The sequence below is a fragment of the Aromatoleum toluolicum genome (assembly GCF_012911005.2).
Lineage (GTDB): Bacteria > Pseudomonadota > Gammaproteobacteria > Burkholderiales > Rhodocyclaceae > Aromatoleum > Aromatoleum toluolicum.
Map to the genome: position 1 here is coordinate 17,358 of NZ_WTVS01000021.1, position 18,995 is coordinate 36,352.

At 66.2% G+C, this 18,995-nt stretch carries 20 protein-coding genes, 4 tRNA genes and 1 pseudogene; 6 read left to right on the forward strand and 19 right to left on the reverse strand.

Annotated features, from left to right (window positions below):
* Positions 1–16: 16 nt before the first annotated feature.
* The 11 genes and pseudogenes from iscX to GPA27_RS11485 form a co-directional block, all read right to left on the reverse strand.
* Entirely contained in the window at positions 17–211 is a 195-nt protein-coding gene (gene iscX / locus GPA27_RS11435) for a Fe-S cluster assembly protein IscX (protein WP_169140544.1), read from the reverse strand.
* A complete protein-coding gene (gene fdx, locus GPA27_RS11440; protein WP_169140546.1) occupies positions 211–552 on the reverse strand; it encodes an ISC system 2Fe-2S type ferredoxin in 342 nt (113 codons plus the stop codon). The genes iscX and fdx overlap by 1 nt, the downstream gene beginning before the upstream one ends.
* Positions 549–2,417 carry a Fe-S protein assembly chaperone HscA gene (gene hscA / locus GPA27_RS11445; protein WP_169140547.1) on the reverse strand — a complete coding sequence of 623 codons (1,869 nt, stop codon included), beginning with the start codon at positions 2,415–2,417 and terminating at the stop codon, positions 549–551. The genes fdx and hscA overlap by 4 nt, the downstream gene beginning before the upstream one ends.
* Positions 2,417–2,950 (reverse strand): Fe-S protein assembly co-chaperone HscB, encoded by a 534-nt coding sequence (gene hscB, locus GPA27_RS11450; RefSeq protein WP_169140548.1) that lies wholly within the window; start codon positions 2,948–2,950, stop codon positions 2,417–2,419. The genes hscA and hscB overlap by 1 nt, the downstream gene beginning before the upstream one ends.
* A 19-nt stretch (positions 2,951–2,969) precedes the next feature.
* Positions 2,970–3,293, reverse strand: coding sequence for an iron-sulfur cluster assembly protein IscA (gene iscA, locus GPA27_RS11455; protein WP_121429382.1), 324 nt, complete (start codon positions 3,291–3,293; stop codon positions 2,970–2,972).
* Positions 3,294–3,310: 17 nt separating this feature from the next.
* Positions 3,311–3,694, reverse strand: a complete 384-nt coding sequence (iscU, locus tag GPA27_RS11460; RefSeq protein ID WP_018992301.1) for a Fe-S cluster assembly scaffold IscU — start codon at positions 3,692–3,694, stop codon at positions 3,311–3,313.
* A gap of 24 nt (positions 3,695–3,718) precedes the next feature.
* Positions 3,719–4,930 carry an IscS subfamily cysteine desulfurase gene (locus GPA27_RS11465; RefSeq protein WP_169140549.1) on the reverse strand — a complete coding sequence of 404 codons (1,212 nt, stop codon included), beginning with the start codon at positions 4,928–4,930 and terminating at the stop codon, positions 3,719–3,721.
* Positions 4,931–4,947: 17 nt separating this feature from the next.
* Positions 4,948–6,099: a cysteine desulfurase family protein gene (locus tag GPA27_RS11470; RefSeq protein WP_169140650.1), complete on the reverse strand. Its 1,152-nt coding sequence runs from the start codon at positions 6,097–6,099 to the stop codon at positions 4,948–4,950.
* A gap of 15 nt (positions 6,100–6,114) precedes the next feature.
* Positions 6,115–6,597, reverse strand: a complete 483-nt coding sequence (gene iscR, locus GPA27_RS11475; protein ID WP_169140550.1) for a Fe-S cluster assembly transcriptional regulator IscR — start codon at positions 6,595–6,597, stop codon at positions 6,115–6,117.
* A 104-nt stretch (positions 6,598–6,701) separates the two neighbouring features.
* Positions 6,702–7,472 (reverse strand): annotated as a pseudogene (gene cysE, locus GPA27_RS11480) (serine O-acetyltransferase); the annotation flags it as partial.
* Between the two features lie 39 nt (positions 7,473–7,511).
* Positions 7,512–8,240, reverse strand: a complete 729-nt coding sequence (locus GPA27_RS11485; RefSeq protein ID WP_169140552.1) for an RNA methyltransferase — start codon at positions 8,238–8,240, stop codon at positions 7,512–7,514.
* A 78-nt stretch (positions 8,241–8,318) separates the two neighbouring features.
* Between GPA27_RS11485 and GPA27_RS11490 the strand changes: the two genes are divergently transcribed.
* From GPA27_RS11490 to GPA27_RS11515, 6 genes are all read left to right on the forward strand, one after another.
* The gene (locus GPA27_RS11490) at positions 8,319–9,125 is read left to right on the forward strand and encodes an inositol monophosphatase family protein (RefSeq protein WP_169140553.1); all 807 of its coding nucleotides are present in this window, start codon (positions 8,319–8,321) and stop codon (positions 9,123–9,125) included.
* Between the two features lie 263 nt (positions 9,126–9,388).
* Positions 9,389–11,290: a DEAD/DEAH box helicase gene (locus tag GPA27_RS11495; protein ID WP_169140554.1), complete on the forward strand. Its 1,902-nt coding sequence runs from the start codon at positions 9,389–9,391 to the stop codon at positions 11,288–11,290.
* Positions 11,291–11,350: 60 nt separating this feature from the next.
* Positions 11,351–11,426, forward strand: a tRNA-Gly gene (locus GPA27_RS11500).
* A gap of 66 nt (positions 11,427–11,492) precedes the next feature.
* Positions 11,493–11,566, forward strand: a tRNA-Cys gene (locus tag GPA27_RS11505).
* 9 nt (positions 11,567–11,575) lie between these two features.
* Positions 11,576–11,651 (forward strand) — tRNA-Gly (locus GPA27_RS11510).
* Between the two features lie 61 nt (positions 11,652–11,712).
* Positions 11,713–12,927: an alkaline phosphatase family protein gene (locus GPA27_RS11515; RefSeq protein ID WP_169140555.1), complete on the forward strand. Its 1,215-nt coding sequence runs from the start codon at positions 11,713–11,715 to the stop codon at positions 12,925–12,927.
* Between the two features lie 27 nt (positions 12,928–12,954).
* On the opposite strand, the gene GPA27_RS11520 is transcribed toward GPA27_RS11515, so the two are convergent.
* The 8 genes from GPA27_RS11520 to recO all read right to left on the reverse strand — a co-directional run bounded on the left by GPA27_RS11520 (position 12,955) and on the right by recO (position 18,983).
* Complete coding sequence (locus GPA27_RS11520) at positions 12,955–13,416, reverse strand: DUF1178 family protein (protein WP_169140557.1); 462 nt, start codon at positions 13,414–13,416, stop codon at positions 12,955–12,957.
* A gap of 41 nt (positions 13,417–13,457) precedes the next feature.
* Positions 13,458–13,542 (reverse strand) — tRNA-Leu (locus GPA27_RS11525).
* A 46-nt stretch (positions 13,543–13,588) separates the two neighbouring features.
* Positions 13,589–14,179, reverse strand: a complete 591-nt coding sequence (gene pgsA / locus GPA27_RS11530) for a CDP-diacylglycerol--glycerol-3-phosphate 3-phosphatidyltransferase (RefSeq protein WP_169140558.1) — start codon at positions 14,177–14,179, stop codon at positions 13,589–13,591.
* A 33-nt stretch (positions 14,180–14,212) separates the two neighbouring features.
* A complete protein-coding gene (gene uvrC, locus GPA27_RS11535; RefSeq protein ID WP_169140559.1) occupies positions 14,213–16,024 on the reverse strand; it encodes an excinuclease ABC subunit UvrC in 1,812 nt (603 codons plus the stop codon).
* Between the two features lie 29 nt (positions 16,025–16,053).
* Positions 16,054–17,121, reverse strand: coding sequence for a beta-N-acetylhexosaminidase (gene nagZ, locus GPA27_RS11540; RefSeq protein ID WP_169140560.1), 1,068 nt, complete (start codon positions 17,119–17,121; stop codon positions 16,054–16,056).
* Positions 17,118–17,498, reverse strand: a complete 381-nt coding sequence (gene acpS, locus GPA27_RS11545; protein ID WP_169140561.1) for a holo-ACP synthase — start codon at positions 17,496–17,498, stop codon at positions 17,118–17,120. Before acpS ends, nagZ begins: the two co-directional genes overlap by 4 nt.
* Positions 17,499–17,508: 10 nt before the next feature.
* Entirely contained in the window at positions 17,509–18,264 is a 756-nt protein-coding gene (locus tag GPA27_RS11550; protein WP_169140562.1) for a pyridoxine 5'-phosphate synthase, read from the reverse strand.
* Positions 18,261–18,983: a DNA repair protein RecO gene (recO, locus tag GPA27_RS11555; RefSeq protein WP_256222904.1), complete on the reverse strand. Its 723-nt coding sequence runs from the start codon at positions 18,981–18,983 to the stop codon at positions 18,261–18,263. The genes GPA27_RS11550 and recO overlap by 4 nt, the downstream gene beginning before the upstream one ends.
* Positions 18,984–18,995 lie beyond the last annotated feature (12 nt).

Here is an 18,995-nt window from a genome sequence, read left to right on the forward strand (position 1 = left end):
TCCCCTCTCGTCGCGGTCAGGCCACGTCGTCGATCCAGGCCTGCTGGATGGCCTCCAGCACGCGTTCGCCACAGTGCTGGGGATCGTCGTCGAACTCGGGAAGGGCCATCACCCAGTTCATCAGATCGACGAAATTGACGCGCGTCGGATCCGTCTCGGGAAACTTGTCCGCGAGCTGGATGGCGATCTCCTGTACCTCGGTCCACTTCATCAGTGCTTGCCCTCCCGGGCCATGTTGATGGTGTAGCGGGGGATCTCGACGACCAGCGGCGTTTCCGTGACCACCGCCTGGCAGGAAAGACGGGACTGCGGCTCCAGGCCCCACGCCTTATCGAGGAGGTCCTCCTCCTCTTCCTCGGCGTCGTCGAGCGAGTCGAAACCCTCGCGCACGATCACGTGACAGGTCGTGCAGGCACAGGACTGTTCGCACGCATGCTCGATCTCGATACCGTTGCGCAGCAGCGCGTCGCAAATCGATGTGCCCGGCTCCGCCTCGATCACCGTCCCGTCCGGACAGAGTTCCACGTGCGGCAATACGATGATCTGCGTCATACCTGAATCTCATCCACCTTGTGACCCGCCAGCGCCGAACGGATGCTCTTGTCCATGCGCCGGGCGGCAAATTCGTTGGTCGCCCGGGACAGGGCTTCCGTGCTGCGCTTGATCGCACGCGGGTCGTGACCCGCGGCGGCTTCCCGGGTTTCGGCGATGGCCGCGTCGATCGCCGCACGCTCGTCCGCACTCAGCAGATCGCTGTCCTGCTCCAGCGCGACGAGGGTCGCCTCGATCACGCGATCGGCCTCGACCTTCTGCTCGCGCAGCGCGCGCGCGTCGATGTCCTCCGACGCACGCTCGACGCCGTCGCGCAGCATGCCGGCGATCTCGTCATCGGTCAGGCCGTAGGACGGCTTCACCAGCACGCTGGCTTCAACGCCCGACGACATCTCGCGCGCCGACACCGACAGCAGGCCGTCCGCGTCGACCTGGAAGGTCACGCGGATGCGCGCCGCACCGGCCGCCATTGGCGGGATGCCGCGCAGCTCGAAGCGCGCCAGCGAACGACAGTCGGCGACGAGCTCGCGCTCACCCTGCACGACGTGGAAGGCCATGGCGGTCTGGCCGTCCTTGTAGGTCGTGAACTCCTGCGCCCGCGCGATCGGCAGCGTCGAATTGCGCGGCACGATCTTCTCGGTGAGCCCCCCCATCATCTCGAGGCCGAGCGACAGCGGGATCACGTCGAGCAGCAGCCAGTCGTCCTCTTCCTTGCGGTTGCCCGCCAGCACGTTGGCCTGGATCGCCGCGCCGAGCGCGACGACCTTGTCCGGATCGAGGTTCGTGAGCGGCTCCTGACCGAAGAACTCGGCCACCGCGCGCTGCACGTGCGGCATGCGCGTAGCGCCGCCCACCATCACGACACCCTTGATGTCCTCGGGCGCGAGGCCCGCATCGCGCAGCACCTTGCGCATCGGCGCGACGGTCTTCTGCACGAGATGCTTCGTCATGTCGGCGAACTGGTCGCGCGTGACGACGAGATCGACTTTTTCGCCGGACCCCAGCGTCGCCTTGATCGAGGCCTCGTCGCACGCGGTCAGCAATTCCTTCGCGTCGCGCGCCTTCAGCAGCAGACGGCGGGCATCCTCGCTCGAAGGCGGATCGATCTCGCTCTGGTCCAGCGCCCAGCAGAACAGCCGGTGGTCGAAGTCGTCGCCGCCGAGCGCGGCGTCGCCATTGGTCGCCAGCACCTCGAAGATGCCGCGCGAGAGCTTGAGGATTGACAGGTCGAAGGTGCCGCCGCCGAGGTCATAGACCGCATAGACGCCCTCCGCCGCGTTGTCGAGACCGTACGCGACCGCCGCTGCGGTGGGCTCGTTGAGCAGTCGCAGCACGTTGATGCCGGCGAGCTTCGCCGCATCCTTCGTCGCCTGGCGCTGCGCGTCGTCGAAGTAGGCCGGCACGGTGATCACCGCGCCCGTGAGCTCGCCGCCCAAGCTCGCCTGCGCGCGCGCGGCGAGCACCTTGAGGATTTCCGCTGACACCTCGACGGGCGACTTCACGCCCTGCACGGTGCGCAGGCGCAGCATCCCGTCCGCATCGACGAAGTCGTAGGGCATCGATTCGATGTAGGCGACGTCCTTGACGCCGCGCCCCATGAAACGCTTCACCGAGATGATGGTATTCCTGGGATCGGTCGCGTGCGCAGCCATCGCGCTACGACCGACCTCGATCCTGCCGTCGGCGTGGTAGCGGACGATGGACGGCAGCATCGCACGCCCCTCCTCATCGACGAGACACACGGCAATACCGTTGCGCACCGTCGCAACGAGCGAGTTGGTCGTGCCGAGGTCGATGCCTACGGCCAAGCGGTGCTTGTGCGGTTCGGTCGACAGACCGGGTTCGGCGATATGCAGAAGTGCCATCAGCTCTCCAGCGCCTCGAGGGCGTCGTCGATCTCGTGTTGTAGTTTTTCCATGAACATCAGGCGCCGCACGGTTTCCGCGGCAGCCGCATAGTCATGCTCGTCGTCGCACTGCCGCGCGAGTTCGTCGAACACCTCGCGCGAATGCTGGCGCAGGCGCGTGTGCAGCTGCGCCAGCTCCTCCGATTCACCCGCCGCCCGCGCCTCCTCGACCGCCTCGCGCCACTCCATCTGCTCCATCAGGAAGGCCGGCGACATCGCGGTATTCGTATGCAGCCCCGCGTCGATGCCCATCAGCTCGAGGAGATAGGTCGCGCGCGACAACGGCTTGCGCAGCGTGCGGAAGCCTTCATTCACCTGAGTCGCCCACTGCATCGACAGCCGCTTCTCGCTGTCGGGCAGATGTGCGTAACGGTCGGGATGCACGCGCCCCTGCAGATCGTGGTAGGCGAACTCGAGCGCCGCCTCGTCGATACGGAACCGGCGGTGCAGCCCGAACAGCCCGTAGAAGTCCTGCTGGAGGTCGATGCTCATCGGATCCGGAGCGCCACGTTCAGACGTTGAAACTCTCGCCGCAGCCGCACGAGTCCTTGACGTTCGGATTGTTGAACTTGAAACCTTCGTTCAGGCCCTCGCGGACGAAATCGAGCTCGGTACCGTCGAGATAGGCCAGGCTCTTCTGGTCGACGATGACCTTCACGCCGTTGCTCTCGAACACCACGTCGTCATCGTGCGTCTCGTCGACGAATTCAAGGCGGTAGGCCATGCCCGAACACCCCGAGGTGCGGACGCCGAGACGGATCCCCAAGCCCTTGCCGCGCTTGGCGATGAAGTTCGAAACGTGCTTGGCTGCGCTCGTGCTAACAGTGACGCTCATGATTCCGCCTCCAGGTTTCAGCCTTCGTGCTTCTTCTTATAGTCTGCCACGGCCGCCTTGATGGCGTCCTCGGCGAGGATCGAGCAGTGGATCTTGACCGGCGGCAGCGCGAGCTCCTCGGCAATCTGCGTGTTCTTGATCTCGAGTGCCTGTTCGACCGTCTTGCCCTTGACCCATTCGGTCACCAGCGAACTCGACGCGATCGCCGAACCACAGCCGTAGGTCTTGAACTTGGCATCCTCGATGACGCCATCCTTGCCCACCTTGATCTGCAGCTTCATCACGTCGCCACAGGCCGGGGCGCCGACCATGCCGGTTCCCACGCCTTCGTCTTCCTTGGAGAAGGCGCCGACGTTGCGGGGATTCTCGTAGTGGTCGAGCACTTTTTCACTATATGCCATTATCGTTTCTCCTGTCTCAGGTGCTCAGTGGGCTGCCCACTGGACGGTATTCAGATCGACGCCTTCCTGCACCATCTCCCACAGCGGCGACAGTTCGCGCAGCTTGCCGATCTTCTTGTGCATGAGGTCGATCGTGTAGTCGATTTCCTCTTCGGTCGTAAAGCGGCCGATCGAGAAGCGGATCGAGCTGTGGGCGAGTTCGTCGTTGCGCCCGAGCGCGCGCAGGACATAGGACGGCTCCAGGCTCGCCGACGTACAGGCCGAACCGCTCGATACGGCGATGTCCTTCACTGCCATGATCATCGACTCGCCTTCGACATAGGCGAAGGAAATGTTCAGGTTGTGCGGGACGCGGTGCTCGAGGTCGCCGTTCACATAGGTCGCCTCGATGTCCTGCAGGCCCTTGAGCAGGCGGTCACGCAGTGCACGGACGCGCTCGTTCTCGACCTTCATCTCCTCGCGCGCGATGCGGAAGGCCTCGCCCATGCCGATGATCTGGTGCGTCGCGAGCGTGCCCGAGCGCAGGCCGCGCTCGTGGCCGCCGCCATGCATCTGCGCCTCGAGGCGCGCACGCGGCTTGCGGCGCACGTACAGCGCGCCGATGCCCTTCGGACCGTAGGTCTTGTGCGCGGAGAACGACATCAGGTCGACCTTGAGCTTCTGCAGGTCGATCTCGACCTTGCCCGTTGCCTGCGCCGCATCGACGTGGAACACGATGCCCTTCTCGCGGCAGATCTCGCCGATCTCGGCGATCGGCTGGATCACGCCGATCTCGTTATTCACGAACATCACCGAAACGAGTACCGTGTCCGGGCGCAGCGCGTCCCTGAACGCGGCCAGATCAATCAGGCCATTCTCCTGCACGTCGAGATAGGTCGCCTCGAAGCCTTGGCGCTCGAGCTCGCGGAAGGTGTCGAGCACGGCCTTGTGCTCGGTCTTCACGGTGATGATGTGCTTGCCCTTGCCCTTGTAGAACTGCGCGGCGCCCTTGATCGCGAGGTTGTTCGACTCGGTCGCGCCTGAAGTCCACACGATTTCCTTCGGGTCCGCATTTACCAGTGCCGCGACCTGCTCGCGCGCATCCTCGACCGCCTTTTCGGCTTCCCAGCCGTAGGCGTGCGAACGGCTCGCCGGATTGCCGAAATGCTCGGTGAGCCAAGGGATCATTGCCTGCGCGACGCGCGGATCGACCGGCGTGGTCGCGGAATAGTCCAGGTAAATCGGAAACTTCAGCATCGGTAATCCTCCGTCGATCATTGAACCGCCACGGCGGTCAGATTGTTCAGTTCGCTCATCTGCTGCCCCAGGCAGGCCAGAAAATCGACTACATGCTTTTCCTGCGTGTCGCGCCCCAGGCTGACGCGCACCGCGCCGCGCGCGGTCTCGCGCTCGACGCCCATCGCCAGCAGGGTGTGCGACGGCTCCGGATTCGCACTCGAACACGCCGAGCCGCTCGCACACGCGAAACCTGCCCGATCGAGCCGCGCCACCAGAGTCTCGCCATCCACGCCGTCCGCGGCGAAGAACACGGTATTCGGCAGGCGCGGCGCGCCGGCCGAGAAGATCCGCATGCCCTGCGCCACCAAACCCGCTTCCAGCGTATCCCGCAGGCCGCACAAGCGGGCATTCTCTCCGGACACGCGGGCCGCTGCCAACTCGCATGCAACACCGAAGCCGACGATCGCCGCAACGTTCTCGGTGCCCGAGCGCAGGCCGCGCTCCTGCCCGCCGCCGGCGAGCAGCGGTGCGAGCTCCAGCCGCTTGTCGACGACCAGGGCCCCCGCACCAAGCGGACCGCCGATCTTGTGAGACGACAGCGTCATTGCATTGACGCCCAGCGCGCGAAAATCCACACCTACCTTGCCCAGCGCCTGCACCGCGTCGGTATGAAACCAGGTACCGGCTTCCTTCGCCTCGCGTGCGAGCGTCGCGACGTCCTGCAGCACGCCAGTCTCGTTGTTCGCGAGCATTACCGACACCAGGACCGGTTTCGCCGCCAGTACCGCCAGCCAGTCCGTTCGCTTGACCAACCCGACGCGATCGACGGCGATTTCACGCAGCGTCCAGTCGACACGCCGCAACTGCTTCGCCGGCTCGCGCACGCACGGATGCTCGATCGCGCTGATCGCGATCAGCCCCGGCTTCATCAGGCCCGCCGCGCCCTTCACGAACAGATTGTTCGCCTCGGTACCGCCACTCGTGAAGATCACTTCCGTCGCGTGGGCACCGACCGCCGCTGCGACCTGCGTACGCGCCTCGTCGACCGCGGCACGCGCCTGGCGCCCGTATTCGTGCCGGCTCGACGCATTGCCGAAGCGGCTGCCGAGCCACGGCAAGATCGCCTCGCGCACGGCCGGATCGAGCGGCGCGGTGGCGTTCCAGTCGAGATAGACGGGGGCGAACACGCTCAAACCGTCCCGTCAGGCCGCCGCAGCCTCGCGCATCGCGACCATCGCGCGCCGGCGCACGTCCTTGAGGACGCTCATGTCCGGATCCGCCTTGACCTCGCGATGGACCAGCGCATTCAGCGTCACCGAATCGAGATATTCGTACATGCGCTTGTTGAGGTTTGCCCACAGGTCGTGCGTCAGGCAGCGATGCTCGTCCTGGCAGTTCTGCTTGCCGCCGCACTGCGTCGCATCGAGCGGCTCGTCTACCGCGACGATGATGTCGGCAACGGTGATGCGCGACATGTCGCGCGCCAGCCGATAACCTCCGCCGGGACCACGCACGCTGGTAACCAGCTTGTGGCGGCGCAGCTTGCCGAACAACTGCTCAAGATACGACAGCGAGATTTTCTGCCGGTCGGCAATGCCGGCCAGCGTCACCGGCCCTTCGCCCTGGCGCGATGCCAGATCGATCATCGCGGTGACTGCAAAACGTCCTTTGGTGGTCAGTCTCATGTCGGAGCTCCTTCTGTCGCGGAGATTCTCGCCCGGGGGAATACCCGAACGTTTCGCTCAACTATACGGAGCCCGACAAAATCAGTCAACTAATCGGATGTCACTCAATCAACCATCTTCGATAGGCGCTCGGCGTCAAATTCGTCACTCTTTTCGATCGCCACGTCGAGGTTGAATCCAGCCTTCTCCAGACGCTCCACCAGCATCTGGATGCGACGGTCTGTCTCGACCGCGTGATCGAGCAGTCCGTGCAGCGCCTTGCTCAGCGGGTCGTCCATCTGCTTCGTCACGCCGTAGGCGGAGAAGCCCATCTGCTCGGCCTTCTGCTCGCGCGCACGGTCGCGCGCGTTATCCCGATCGGGTTCGATGACGCGGGCGGGATTGCCGACCGCGGTAGCCCCGACCGGCACCGGCTTGACGACAACAGCATTGGAACCGACTCGCGCGCCATCACCGACCGTAAAGCCGCCGAGCACTTTCGCACCCGCGCCGATCACGACCCCCGTGCCCAGCGTCGGATGCCGCTTCGCACCGCGGTACAGCGACGTCCCCCCGAGCGTCACGCCCTGATAGATCGTGCAATCGTCCCCGATCTCGGCCGTCTCCCCGATCACCACCCCCATGCCGTGGTCGATGAAGACGCGCCTGCCTATCGTCGCTCCCGGATGGATCTCGATGCCGGTGAGAAAACGGCTGACGTGACTGACGAATCGCCCCACCCAGTAGAAGCCGCGTTTCCATGCGCCGTGCGCAAAGCGGTGCAGGAACAGCGCATGCACGCCGGGATAGCAGGTCAGCACCTCCCAGGTCGAGCGGGCGGCGGGGTCGCGTTCGCGAACGCTGGCCAGGTCTTCGCGCAGACGTCTGAACATGTGTGGCTTGCTCCGGTGTCCGGTTTTTTAATTCCGAGTATTTTACTCAGCTTTGCGCTCAAGCGCACTAATGATGCCGCGGAGGATATTCACCTCCTCCTTTTCAAGCCGGATGCGGCCGAACAGGCGGCGCAAGCGCTGCAACAGGCGCTTCGGATTTGCGGGGTCGTAGAAACCGCTGACGGTCATCGCCCTTTCGAGATGACGATGAAAGCCCTCGATCTCCTCGAACGCAGCCAGGTCCGGGAGCGCCTCCGCGGGCGGAAGCGGATTCAGCGCCGCCATGCGAAGCTCATAACACAGCAGCTGCACCGCGGCGCCGAGATTGAGCGACGAAAATGCAGGGTTCGCCGGAATCGTCACCGGCATCGAGCAGAGCCCGACCTCCTCGTTCGTGAGCCCACTCGTCTCGTTGCCGAACACCAGCGCGACTTCACCTTTTTCGGCAAACGACACCAGCTCCGGGGCCGCCTCGCGCGCAATGCGCACGGGCACCGAACGTTCGCGCCGCCGCGCCGTGACGGCCGCCGCGAGGATGGTGCCCTCGAGCGCCTCCTCGAGCGAGCCGACGACCCGTGCGGCCGCGAGGAGATCGCCGGCACCAGAGGCGCGCGCCTCCGCCACCGGATCGGGAAAGGAGGCCGGCTGGACCAGCCAGAGACGGCCGAGCCCCATCGTCTTCATCGCGCGCGCAGCGGCGCCGATGTTGCCGGGATGGCTTGTACGGGAAAGTACGATGCGGATGCGGTCGAGCGCGATGGCTCCGTTCATATTAAAATGCTTCGTTTTATTGGAATTCTTTCGAGCGGGACGCTCTCCGGGCCCCCGACTCCAGCGAGACCGACGCGCATGCACCCCACCCTGAACATTGCAGTGAAAGCCGCCCGCCGCGCGGGCTCCATCATCAATCGCGCCTCGCTGCAGCTGGACCAGGTGTCGGTCCAGGCCAAGTCCCCGAACGATTTTGTCACCGAAGTCGATCAGGCCGCCGAGGCCGCCATCATCGAGGTCCTGCGCGAAGCATACCCGGAGCACGGCATTCTAGCAGAGGAGTCGGGCGCGTCCGCGCAGTCCTCCGACAGCGAATACCAGTGGATCATCGACCCGATCGACGGCACGACGAACTTCATCCACGGCTTCCCCCAGTACGCGATCTCGATCGCGCTGACGAAGAACGGCGTGCTCGATCAAGGCGTTGTCTATGACGTGACGCGCAACGAGCTATTCACCGCCACCAAGGGCCGCGGCGCCTTCCTCAATGACCGCCGCATCCGTGTTTCCAAGCGCGTGCGCCTGAACGAATCGCTGATCGGCACGGGCTTTCCGTTCCGCCAGTTCGACCACGTCGACGCCTACCTCGCGATGTTCAAGGACCTGACGCAGAAGACCGCAGGCATCCGCCGCCCCGGCGCCGCCTCGCTCGACCTCGCCTACGTGGCCTGCGGACGCCTCGACGGCTTCTGGGAGATGGGCCTGCAGCCCTGGGACGTGGCAGCCGGCGCACTGCTGATCCAGGAAGCGGGCGGCCTGGTGAGCGACCTTGCCGGCGAAGGCACCTACATGGAAACCGGCAACGTCGTCGCCGGCAGCCCCAAGATCTTCGGGCAGATCCTGCCCATCATCCAGGCCCACCGCACTGCGGCGCTGCGCGCCTGAGCTCCCGCGGGCGGACCGGCCATGCCCGTCCGCCCCGCCGCGACCATCCCCGCGAAAGGCGAGTTCGGTCTTCGCCCGCACGAGTCGGTTCTCGACTCCACCCCTCACCCGCCCGCGCAACCGGCACGGTCCGGCGCTGACGCCACTCGCAGCAATGGCACCCGGGTCACACGGCATGCGCCCGCGCCGAGCGACCACCCCGCGATTTCGGTACGATGCAGGCAACATCGGGCGCACCATCCAATCCCTCCTCACGACCCCCAATGAACCCCACTATCGAATCCTTTGCCCAGCTCGAGCTGAGCCCCCCGATCCTCGAAGCCCTCGCCGGCATCGGATACGAAACCCCGTCGCCGATCCAGGCGGCCTGCATCCCGCACCTGCGCGCCGGGCATGACCTGCTGGGCGAAGCCCAGACCGGCACCGGCAAGACGGCGGCCTTCGCGCTACCACTGCTCGACCGCCTCGACCTCTCCGCGCGCAAGCCGCAGGTCCTCGTGCTGACCCCGACGCGCGAACTCGCGATCCAGGTTGCGGAAGCCTTCCAGCGCTATGCGAAGAATCTGCCCGGCTTCCATGTGCTGCCGATCTACGGCGGCCAGAGCATGGTCGTGCAGCTGCGCCAGCTGAGCCGCGGCGCGCATGTCGTCGTCGGCACGCCGGGCCGCGTGATGGATCACATCGAGCGCGAGAGCCTCAACCTCGACGGTCTCAAGACGCTGGTGCTCGACGAGGCCGACGAAATGCTGCGCATGGGCTTCATCGACGATGTCGAATGGATCCTCGAGCACGTCCCGGCCGAACGGCAGACCGCGCTGTTCTCCGCGACGATGCCGGACGCGATCCGGCGCGTGGCCCATCGCTACCTGCGCGAGCCGCGCGAGGTGAAGATAAAGACCGCCACGACCACCGTGACGACGATCCGCCAGCGCTTCTGCCAGATCGCGGTTGCGCACAAGCTCGACGCCCTCACGCGCATCCTCGAGGTCGAGGAGGAGTTCGACGCAGCGATCGTCTTCGTGCGCACCAAGACCGCCACCGTCGAACTCGCCGAGAAGCTCGAGGCGCGCGGCTATGCCGCTGCCGCACTGAACGGCGACATGACCCAGCAGCTGCGCGAACGGGTCATCGAACAGCTCAAGGGTGGCGGCCTCGACATCGTCGTCGCGACCGACGTCGCCGCGCGCGGCCTGGACGTGCCGCGCATCAGCCACGTCATCAACTACGACATCCCCTACGACACCGAGGCCTACGTTCACCGCATCGGCCGCACGGGCCGCGCGGGCCGCACCGGCAGCGCCATCCTCTTCGTCGCGCCGCGCGAGATGCGCATGCTGAAGATGATCGAGCGGGCGACGCGCCAGCCGATCGAAGCACTGCAACTGCCGTCGCGCGAAGCCGTCGCCGACAAGCGCGTGACCGCCTTCCGCCAGCAGGTGGCGACAGTGCTCGAATCCGAAGACCTCGACTTCTTCCGCGAGGTCGTCACCGGCATGGAAGACAGCCACGATGCCGACATCCACGACATTGCCGCCGCGCTGGCCTTCCTCGCACAGCGCGAACGCCCGTTGCAGCTGCCGCGGAGCGCCGGCCCCGACATCGCCGCAGCGCAATCCGCCCCGCGCACGGAACGCCCCCCGCGCGAGAACCGCGATGCCATCCTGGAACGCCGCCGCGACTTCTCCGATGGGCGCCTGCAGCGCTACCGCATCGAGGTCGGCCGCAACCAGCAGGCGACCCCCAAGGATATCGTGGGCGCGATCGCGAACGAAGCCGGCATCGAAAGCCGCTTCATCGGCCAGATCAACCTGTACGAGGATTACAGCACCGTCGAACTGCCGGGCGATCTGCCTCACGACGTCCTCGACATCCTGCGTCGCGTGCGTGTGCGGCAGCGCCAGCTGAACATCCGCCCACTGGACCACGACGAGGCGCAGCGCGACGCCGCACGCCCCCGACCCGGGCCCGGCCCGCGCTTCGGCGCGAAGCCCGCTCCTCGCGGCGAGGACGCACCGCGAAAATCCTTCGCAAAACCGTGGGACAAGCCCGCCGGCAAGCCGGGAGGCGATCGCCCGCAGGGCGGCAAACCCTTCCCCTCCGAGCGTCGTGAAACGCAGGGCACCGGCTTCAAACCGGGCAAGAAGAAGCCCCAGCGCGATCGCTAAGAACGAGTTTTCAGGGGGTAGTTGACACCGCCAAATCACGACCTATAATGGCGGTCTTTCGCGGGAATAGCTCAGTTGGTAGAGCGCAACCTTGCCAAGGTTGAGGTCGCGAGTTCGAGACTCGTTTCCCGCTCCAGATTCTCGAAAAGGCTCCGTAAAGCCTTTTCACCCGATGGCGTATCGGGAGTCAGAGCAGACAACTGGCGCGATAGCAAAGCGGTTATGCACCGGATTGCAAATCCGTGTAGGTCGGTTCGACTCCGGCTCGCGCCTCCAGAAGTACACGCGGGAATAGCTCAGTTGGTAGAGCGCAACCTTGCCAAGGTTGAGGTCGCGAGTTCGAGACTCGTTTCCCGCTCCAGCATTTGACAAAGGGAAGGTGCCGATGCACCTTCCCTTTTTGTCTTTCGCCGCCCATTTTCATGTCCCGCTCCCGGCAACCCGATCCGTCCGATTCTTCAGGCATCGAGTTGCCGCAGGATGCCGTGCTGCCCGACTATGGCGACGGCGGCCTGTTCGGGTTGATCCGGAGTGTGCGGGCGTATCTCGATGGCAGCCCCTGGCACGCCCCCGGGCCGTCCATTCCCCCCGACCCGGACGCAACGCCGCGCAAGCTCGTGTTCATCCTCATCGACGGCCTCGGCGACATGTTCCTGCGGCGCAACGGCGCCAGCGGAACACTCCTCGCCCACCGGACGGACCGCCTCACCTCCGTGTTCCCGAGCACCACCGCGAGCGCCGTCACGACGACGATGACGGGTCTCACCCCCGCACGCCATGGCCTGACGGGGTGGTTCATCCACGACCGGCGCTTCGGCGGCGTCATCGCACCGCTGCCGGCCATCCGGCGCGGCGGGGCTCCCCTGAGAGGCCCGCTTGCCGTGCCCCGGCTATTTGCCTATCGCACGCTCTTTCAGCACCGCAAACGTCCTGCGATCTTCGTCTCGCCCCGTGACCTGGCATTCTCCCCCTACTCGCGCCGTCACAGCCGCGGAGCAAGCACCCAAGGCTACAAGGGCCTGCAGGGGATGATCGACACAATCGCCGGGGCGATCAGCGCGAGCGGAAGCCGCCCCGCCCTCGTGCATGCCTACTATCCGACCTTCGACGGTCTCAGCCACGCGTACGGCTGCACCTCGAAGGAGGTCGTCACGCACTTCGAGCGCATCGACGCGGCCTTCGGGCAGCTCCTCGAACGACTGCGCGGTAGCGGTACCGACATCGTCCTTACGGCCGACCACGGCTTCATCGACTCGCCGCCGGAACGCGTCATCGATCTGGACACCCTGTCCGATCTGCAAACCATGCTGGCAGCGCCGCTGTTCGGCGAACGGCGTACGGCCTTTTGCGCCGTGCGCCGCGGAGCGGAGCGCGATTTCGAGCTGCTGGCACGCGAACACCTGAGGGGGAAGGCGATCGTCGCGCATTCGGACGACCTGATCGGCCTCGGCGTATTCGGCCCGGGCAAACCTCATCGGCGACTGCGGGAGCGCATCGGGACACATGCGCTGCTGATGGAACCGGGCTGGACGATTCGCGACCATGTTCCGGGCGAACAGGAACACGCGATGATCGGCGTTCACGGCGGGCTGTCGCCCGACGAAATGTGGATTCCTCTGGTCCAGGCGCGCTGCTGAGGACCAGCCGACGCACCGACGCAGCCCTTAGTGCAGATCCTCGTCTGCAGGCAAGGGCAGTACGGCGATACCTTCGTCCATCAGCTCGCTGACGTCGTCGCGCGTCGCACGGCCGCGGATATTGCGTGCCTCGCTATCACCATGATGGATACGGCGCGCTTCGTCGGCGAAGCGATCGCCCACGTCCTCCGACTCCCGGCCGAGACGGCGCAGCATCGCCATCGCTGCCGCAACCACATCGGCGCTCGGCGCAACCGAAGCGACTGGCGCAGCTCCGGCACCAGCCGGCAAGCCGGTTTTTTTCTCCTCCACCGGGGCCGACGCCCCCGTGTTCACGTACGGCGCGTTGGGACGCCGCGAAATCGTGGTCGATCCGCACACCGGACAGGACACCAATCCCCGGTCGCGCTGCTCGTAATAAGCCGCCGCCGAGGCAAACCAACCCTCGAACAGGTGCTCATGGTCGCAGCTGAGGTTAAGAACGATCACGTGGACTTCCGGACTGGGGCAAACGCATGCCCGTTGGCGCGTGGTGCCGGGAACGGGACTCGAACCCGTACGCCCAAAGGCTGCAGATTTTAAGTCTGCTGTGTCTACCGATTTCACCATCCCGGCCGCGAGGGCTGGGCATTCTACCGTGCGCCGACGCCCCTGCCCAGCATCAGCCGGGACGCCGCGCCTTGCTTCCTTCGTTGGCCAGATGGGGCATCGCGCGATGCAGGTAATAGCCCATCGACCACAGGGTCAGCGCCGCCGCGGCATAGATCAGTATTTCGCCGACCAGCCTGACGTCCACGTGCCACAAGGGGGCGTCGTACAGCAGGAGAGGGATTGCAGTCATCTGCGCGGCGGTCTTCAGCTTGCCGACGAACGCAACCGCGACACCCGCGGACTCGCCGATGCGCGCCATCCATTCGCGCAGCGCGGAGATGGTGATCTCGCGCCCGATGATGACCACGGCGATGATCGAATCGACGCGCGCCAACTGCACGAGCAGGATCAGCGCGGCCGCAACCATCAGCTTGTCGGCAACGGGGTCGAGGAAGGCACCGAAAGCGGAGGTCTGGTTCAGCGCCCGCGCGAGGTAGCCGTCGAACCAGTCCGTCACCGCCGCGACGATGAAGATCAGGGTCGCGGCGAGATTCTTTTCCTGCGGATCAAGCCACTGTTCCGGAAGGTAAAAGACGCCGACAAAGAGCGGTATCAGCGCGATGCGCGCCCAGGTCAGCGAGTTCGGAATGTTGATCTGCATTGAGAAGATGGCGGAAATGCGACAGATGCATGGCTAGTGCAACGCATTGTATATCGCTTCGGCGAGCTTTCGGCTCACCCCATCGACGCGGCAGAGATCCTCGACCGTGGCCGCACGCACGCCGTCGAGCCCGCCGAAGGTGGCGAGCAGGTTGCGCCGCCGGGTCGCACCGACGCCGGGAATGTCCTCGAGGCGCGAGCCGATGCGCGCCTTCGCGCGACGCGCACGGTGGCCCGTGATCGCGAAACGGTGCGCCTCGTCGCGGATTTCCTGGATCAGGTGCAGCGCGGGATGATCCGAGGCGAGGTTCAGCGGAGCGCGCCCGTCAGCGAAGATCAGCGTCTCGAGGCCCGGCTTGCGCTCCTCGCCCTTGGCGACGCCGACCATCGCGATCGACTCGAGTCCGACCTCGGTCAGCACTTCGAGCGCGGAACTCACCTGCCCCTTGCCGCCGTCGATCAGGATCAGGTCGGGGCACAGCCCCTCGCCCGCAGCGACCTTGCCGTAGCGGCGCTCCAGCACCTGCCGCATCGCCGCGAAGTCGTCGCCGCCCGTGATCCCGGCGATGTTGTAGCGACGATACTCGGAATTCTTCATCGCGCCATCGACGCACACGACGCAGGAGGCGACCGTCGCCTCGCCCATCGTGTGGCTGATGTCGAAGCACTCGACGCGGCGCGGCGCCTCCGGCAGGTCCAGCACCTCGCGCAGGGCCTCGAGACGCGCCTCGCTACGCCCCGTGTCGCGCGCGCGGGCGAGGATGGCGAGGCGCGCGTTATTCTCCGCCATCTCCATCCACGCCTTTTCGGCAGCGCTGCGCGGCGTCACCAGGGCGCAAGGCTTGTCGCTGATCTCCGCCATCAGGGCCTTGACCGGCTCCAGCGGCACGTCGAGCAGCAGGCGTGCGGGCATGCCGTGATCGCGGTAATGCTGCTCGACGAAGGCCAGCGCCCCGTCGAGCGCACCGCAGCCTGCTGCGGTGCTCGGGAACTGCGGACGGTCGCCGAGGTGGCGGCCGCCGCGCACCATCGCAATATTCACGCAGGTCAGCCCGCCCTCCTCGACCGCGGCGATGATGTCGACGTCCTCATCCCTGCGGCTGTCGACATACTGCCGCTGCAGCACGGCCTGCAGCACGCGCACCTGGTCGCGGATCGCCGCCGCCTCCTCGAACGCGAGGCGCTCGGCAGCGGCCTGCATGCGCGCGCTCAGGTCGTCGATGACCTCGGACGCGCGCCCGTCCAGGAAGCGCGCCGCAAGCTTCACGTCGGCGGCGTAGTCGTCGCTGTCGATCAGGCCGACACACGGTGCCGTGCAGCGCTTGATCTGGTGCAGCAGGCACGGGCGCGAACGGTTCTGGAACACCGAGTTCTCGCAGGTGCGCAGTTGGAAGGTCTTCTGCAGCAGATGGATGCTTTCGCGAACGGCGTAGGCGTTCGGAAAGGGACCGAAGTACCGCGCGCCCTTCGCGAAAGCTCCCCGGTGGTAGGCCAGGCGCGGAAACCCATCGCCGGAGAGTTCGATGTATGGATAAGACTTGTCGTCGCGGAACAGGATGTTGTAGCGCGGCGCCAGACTCTTGATGAGGTTGTTCTCGAGGATCAGCGCCTCGGCCTCCGAACGCGTCGCCGTCACGTCGACGCGCTGGATCTGCGCGACCATCAGTGCGATGCGCGGACTGGGCTGCGTGCGCAGGAAGTAGCTCGACACCCGCCGTTTGAGATTCTTTGCCTTGCCGACGTAAAGCACCCGTTCCTCGGCACCTATCATCCGATAGACGCCGGGTTCCTCAGGCACCGTCTTCAGGAACGTCCTGGCATCGAAAGGCGCGACGGACTTGGTCATTGCCGGCGGGCTCGGAACCGGATGAACGCTCAGGCGAGCTCTTCCGGAATCCCCGCGACGGTCCCGCGCGCCTGCTGATAGAGCGGGCTCAGCTCGAGCGCGAAGGGGTCGCGGAACTGCGGACGCGCGCGCAAGGCGCCGATGCGTGCGCGGCTCTCGGGCTGCACCTCGGGAAGCCAGCGGTCCAGCAGATCGGCGGCCAGATCCGGGCGATTGCACACCAGCACCATGTCGCAGCCGGCCGCATAGGCCGCCTTGGCCCGTGCGAGGATGTCGCCGGCCACGGCGGCCCCCTCCATCGTAAGGTCGTCGCTGAACACCACACCGGTGAAGCCCACGCGCGTGCGCAAAACGTCCTGCAACCAGAAGGGCGAGAAGCCCGCCGGATTCGGATCGACCTTCGGGTAGATGACGTGCGCCGGCATCACGCCAGCGAGCTGCCGGCCGACGCGATGGCGGTAAGGAACGATGTCCTCGTTCCAGATCGCGTCGAAGTCGCGCTCGTCGACCGGGATTTCGAGGTGCGAATCCGCCTCGACGAAACCATGTCCCGGGAAGTGCTTACCGACGCAGCCCATCCCGGCCTCGGCCATACCCGCCGCGAGAGACTGCGCGAGCGACGCCGCCACCTGGGGGTCGCGATGAAAGGAGCGGTCCCCGATCACCCGGCTGCAGCCGTAATCGAGGTCCAGCACGGGCGCAAAGCTGAGGTCCACGCCGTGGGCCAGCAGTTCGGACGCGAGCAAGTAGCCGACCGCGCGCGCCGCATCCAGCGCGGCAACGTGGTCTTGCGCCCACAACTGCCCGAGCCTGCGCATCGACGGCAAACGTGTAAAGCCGTCGGTGCGGAAGCGCTGCACGCGCCCGCCTTCGTGATCGACCGCAATCACGAGCGCCGGATCGCGCAACGCGTGGATCTCGGCCGTCAGAGCCGCGAGCTGCTCTGAGCCGGTAAAGTTGCGCGCAAACAGGATCACACCGCCGACCAGCGGATCACACAGGCGCTCGCGCTCCTCGTCGGTGAGCACGGTGCCCGCGACGTCGAGCATCACGGGCCCGAGCGGCAGGCGCAGCTTGTCTTGAGTTGTCGAATTCATGGTTTCTCGATCAGCGCAAACGCAACCACGTAATCGGCTTCGTCGCTCAGGCTCAGATGCGCGGTCAGTCCGCGCTCCCGCATGTAGGCGGCAAGCCCGTCGTCAAACAGGTAGACCGGCTTGCCGAGCGCGTCGTGCCCGACGCGGACCGCATGCAGGGTCGCCGGGACGGCAACCCCCGTCCCCAGGGCCTTTCCGAAGGCCTCCTTGGCGGCAAAACGCTTGGCAAGAAATCGGGCCGGATCGCGACTGACCCGAAAGCCTTCGCGCTCCTCGCCGGCCGCAAGGATTCGCGCGGCAAAGCGCTCACCGTTGCGCTCCAGCGCAGCACCCAGGCGGGCGACCTGAACGATATCCGTACCGATCCCGTGAATCATCGGGCGCTACTCAGCAGCCCTGCCCTGCGGCCTCGCGCATCAGGCGCTTCATCTCGCGCACCGCCTCGCGCATGCCGGCGAACACCGCCCGGCTGACGATGGAGTGGCCGATGTGCAGCTCGCGCACGCCGGCAAGCCGGGCGATCGGCTGCACGTTGTAATAGTTGAGGGCATGGCCGGCATTGAAGCGCATGCCCAGGCCACGGATCGCCTCGCCCGCCTCGCGCACCTTCGCGATTTCCGCGAGCACGGAGGTGCTCTCGGCGTCCCGTCCGGCATTGTGGAAGGCATGCGCATAAGGCCCGGTGTGGATCTCGCACACGCGCGCGCCGATGCGCGCGGCGGCCTCGACCTGCGCAATCTCCGCATCGATGAACACGCTCGTGACGATCCCGGCGTCGGCCAGCCGCCCCACGACGCTCGTCAACCGCGCCTCCTGGGCAACGACGTCGAGGCCACCTTCCGTCGTCACCTCGTGCCGCCCCTCCGGCACCAGCATCGCCATCTCCGGCTTCAGGCGGCACGCGATCCCGACCATCTCGTCGGTCGCGGCCATCTCGAGGTTCAGCTTGACCTGCGTGAGCTCGCGCAGTCTGCGCACGTCCTCGTCCTGGATGTGGCGCCGGTCCTCGCGCAGATGCACGGTGATGCCGTCCGCTCCGCCGAGATGCGCCTCCACGGCCGCCCATACCGGGTCCGGCTCCCAGATGCGGCGCGCCTGGCGCAGCGTCGCCACGTGGTCGATATTCACGCCGAGTTCGATCACAGCTCCAGCAACTCCTTTAGTACGCGGCGCGACTGCAGCGTCTGCCCGCCGAGATAATGGTTGATCAGCATACGAAGTAAGGCCTTGCTCTGGACCAGCGTCTCGGGGCGGGAAAAATCGTCGCGCTCCATGTCGAGCAGGGTCTGCCCGCTCGTCGCCGGCAGATCGCCCGCGTCCTCGGGCACCGGCACCGGACCGCGCTCGATTATATAGACGTAGGCGGCGCTGGGATCGAGCGGCGCGCCCGAGTCGCTGTCCGAAGCGAGACCGACGCCGTAACCGAGCTCGCGCAGCAGCGCGAGTTCGAAGCGGCGCAGGACCGGCTCCTGCGGCTCGCCGCGACCAAGGGTCGCAATCGCACGGGCGTACGCATCGAACAGCACGGCATGCGGATCCTCGCGGGCCGTCAGGCGCACCATCAGCTCGTTCAGGTAGTAACCGCACATCAGCGCGCGGCCCGCCAGCAACGGCTGTCCGCCGCAGCGCTCGGCGCGCACGAGCGTCTTCATCTCGCCGCCACCGGACCAGTCCAGCAGCAGCGGCTGAAACGCCATGATGACGCCCCGCAGCGCCGACATGGGGCGCCGCGCGCCCTTGGCGACCAGGGCGACGCGGCCGTGATCGCGCGAGAAGACTTCGACGATGAGGCTCGTCTCTCGCCAGGGGTGCGTATGCAGGACGAAACCGGGCTGCTGGTCGACGCGCTGCTTCTGGCTCACGACGGCATGCGC